Source organism: Frankia sp. CcWB2 (genome assembly GCF_977927585.1).
Genome location: NZ_CDWRCM010000150.1, coordinates 2949 through 6141 on the forward strand (window position 1 = coordinate 2949; position 3193 = coordinate 6141).

The 3193-nt window shown below is 70.8% G+C and carries 2 protein-coding genes; both read right to left on the reverse strand.

Translation table 11 applies throughout. From position 1 onward, the window contains the following. On the reverse strand, nt 1-912 hold a 912-nt coding region (locus ACY45C_RS15410; protein ID WP_462188291.1), incomplete at its 3' end, for a MurR/RpiR family transcriptional regulator. Between the two features lie 149 nt (nt 913-1061). Beyond that, nucleotides 1062-3193: HelD family protein (locus ACY45C_RS15415; protein WP_462188292.1), on the reverse strand; the 2132-nt coding region annotated here is incomplete at its 5' end.

Here is a 3193-nt window from a genome sequence, read left to right on the forward strand (position 1 = left end):
GTAACAGTGTTCATCGAGAGCATCCGCAGCCAGAGTCTGCGCGATGCGGGCATGGTCAGGATTCCGCAGAAGAAGAGCGATGAAAAGGCTCTCAAGAACCAGGAGGTGGGCGAGACGGCTGGTCATCGCCTCTATTTGGTACCGGGTTTTACGACTCCCGGCGACGAGCACGGTTGTCGCGACCTCCGTCAACGGGCTGCTGTGAAAACTGGTGATCGCGATAACCGCGGCACCGGCGGCGTGTGCGCCGCGAGCAGCGCCTACGGTCTCATGAGTCGCCCCGGTGTGACTCACCGCGACCGCGACATCATCCGGCCCGAGCAGGCGTGCCTGCACGTGCTGCGTGTGCACATCCGGCGGGAAGCTGGCCGGGACGCCGATCGTGGCCAGCCGAAACGCCCCGTCCGCGGCAATCGGTGCGCTTGTGCCGACCCCCCGAAAAAGAACACGCCGCGCCGCATGGAGCGCCTCAACGGCATCGGCAAGCGCACCCGCGCCCACGCTCATCGGGACGCGCGACAGTGCCTGACCGTTCGAGGCCGCCAGCTTGGCAAGCACCTGATGCACGGTGTCGCTGGGATCGATGTCCTCCCGGGGGCGTTCACCGAGCGGCAGAAGATCTTGAGCTAGAGCGATCTTGGCTGCCTGGAAACCCTTGAAGCCGAGACTTTGGCACGCGCGGACGACCGTGGCGACCCCCACCCCCGCGGCAGCGGCGACCTCGGATACCGAAAGATTAAGGATCTCCGCTCCCGGCTCCAGCAACGCTTCGAGGACCCGGGCCTCGCTCGGAGCGAGATCCGCGGCGGCCCCCCGCACCCGTTCAGCAAGGGTGCCAGCCGGCTCGTCAGCAACGCTCGCCGCGCCGGTCTCACTGGGCCTGGTCGCCCTGGGCCTGGTCGTCACATCCACGAACCTAGCCACACGGAACAACGTTCCGATGAACGATGGATGGACATTTTATATCAAGAAAATATCGGAATTTTGTTCCGACGCTGCTCCTCACGCAGGGCTAGCTGGTATTTGCGGACGGATCCGGAACCCGTCCGCGGGCGGGCACGTTACCGCCGGGCGAGTCGGCCCAGTACCGGCGGAAGCTCGCCGGAATACACCACGGTCAGGAAACGGGTGGCCCGGGTCAGCGCGACGTAGAGGTCGGCGAGCCCCCGGGTCGGCCCGGCCAGCAACGCGGCCGGTTCCACCAGCACCACCGCGTCGAACTCGAGACCTTTGCTCTCCGCCACGCTCAGCACCACCACCGGCGCGTCGAGAGCGTTGCCGACGGATCTGGCGGGGTCGACGGAGTCCGCCGCGACCGCCAGATCCGGGAGGGCTGCCATGAGGGCGCCGCGCAGCCCCGGGATGTCCTGCGGGCGGCAGATCACGGCGACCCGCCCGTCGCCGACCTCGCTCGCGGCCCGGCTCGCCGCGTACACCACGGCGGCGACGAGGTCCCCGGGAGGCTCCTGGGCGAAGGTCCGCCTGTCCTTTAGCAGACCAGTCTCGAGCAGACCGACGAGGCCCGGGACATCGTCGGTCGTCACGTCGCCCACGCGCACCGCCGTCGGGGCACGGCCCACCGAACGCACTGAGAGGGGAACGGAGACCGTCGGGTCCTGCGCCCGCAGGACGTCGGCGGCAACGTCCATGATCTCCCGAGGTGTGCGGTAGTTGACGCTGAGCCGCTCGACCGTAAACCGGTCGCCGACCGCGGGCCCCAGCAGCTCCCCCCAGGACGTCGGCGCGCCCGGCCGGGCGGTCTGGGCCAGGTCACCGACGAGGGTCGCCGTGCGTCCCGGGCAGCGCCGCCACAGCAGCCGCCACAACATCGGCGAGACCTCCTGGGCCTCGTCGACGATCAGGTGGCCGAAAGTCCAGGTGCGGTCCTCGCGGGCATGATCGGCGGCACTGCGCCGCGCCCGCGGCCCGCTCCACCGCTCGGCGAGCGCCTCGGTGTCAACCTGCCCCTCGAGCCCGAGCATGTCCACCACGCCCCGGGCGTACTCGCGTTCCTCCTCGCGTTCCCGCTCGGCACGGCGGGCGGTCTCGCGGCCGGTCTCCTCGCCCGGGTCGCCGAGCAGCTCGGCGGCCTCGTCGAGCAGCGGCACATCGGCCGGAGCCCACGCCCGCTCGACCCACTCGACCCGCTCGACCCGCTCGGCGGCCGCTGTACTCGCCGTACCCACGCCGTCGCGCTGCACCGGGATCCGGGCGGACGCTGCGGCCGTCCGCCGGTCCTCGAGCAGAGATCGTTCCGCCGGGGTGAGTCGGCTACCCGCCGCACGCGCCAGGGCCGCCGGATCGGCGAAGAGCTCCTCGAGGAGCCGCTGGGGGGTCAGCAGCGGCCAGAGGCCGTCGAGCACCGTACGGACCTCTTCCGCCGACCACAGGTCCCGGATGATCTGGCCGCGTTCGTCGGCGTCGAGCAGCCCGCCCGGGATCTGGTTCACCACCTGGGTGGCCAGCTCTGCCAACAGCTCGCGCAGGAAGATCCGACGGGCCGAGTTGTGCGGGCGACGGCTGCGCCGCGTCCGGGTGCGGACCCGCGCGACCGTGTCGCGACCGAGGCGCAGCATGTGATCGTCGTAGGGGATGAGCACCTCTCGCCGCGGCAGCCGCTGCCGGTCCCTGACGGCGGCGGCGATGACCTCGGCCATCCGCGGATCACCCTTGAGCGCAGCGGTCGCGGCGTCCTCGACGCCGTGCGCGTCGACCCCGGGAAAGAGCCGTCCCGGCGTGGCGAAGATCACCCCGGTCTCCCCGAGGGAGGGCAGCACCTGGTCGATGTAGCGCAGGAACACCGGACTCGGCCCCACGATCAGCACGCCGGACTGGTCGAGTCGAGCCCGGTCGTTGTAGAGCAGATAGGCGGCACGGTGCAGCGCCACCGCGGTCTTACCGGTCCCCGGTCCACCGTCGACGACGAGCACGCCGTTCGCCCGCGCCCGGATGATGCGGTCCTGCTCGGCCTGCAGAGTGGCGATGATGTCGTGCATGCGCCCGGTCCTGGGCGCGGCCAGCGCCTCGAGCAACATCGTGTCGCCGGACGCCGTCACCCCGCCGGGCTCGCTCGTGCCGGTGCCAGTGCCGGTGGCCGTGCCGGCCGGCAGGCTCAACGGGTCGTCGGCGATGCCGGTGACCTCCCGGCCCTTGGTCCGCAGATGACGCCGCCGCACCAGACCGTGCGGATCGG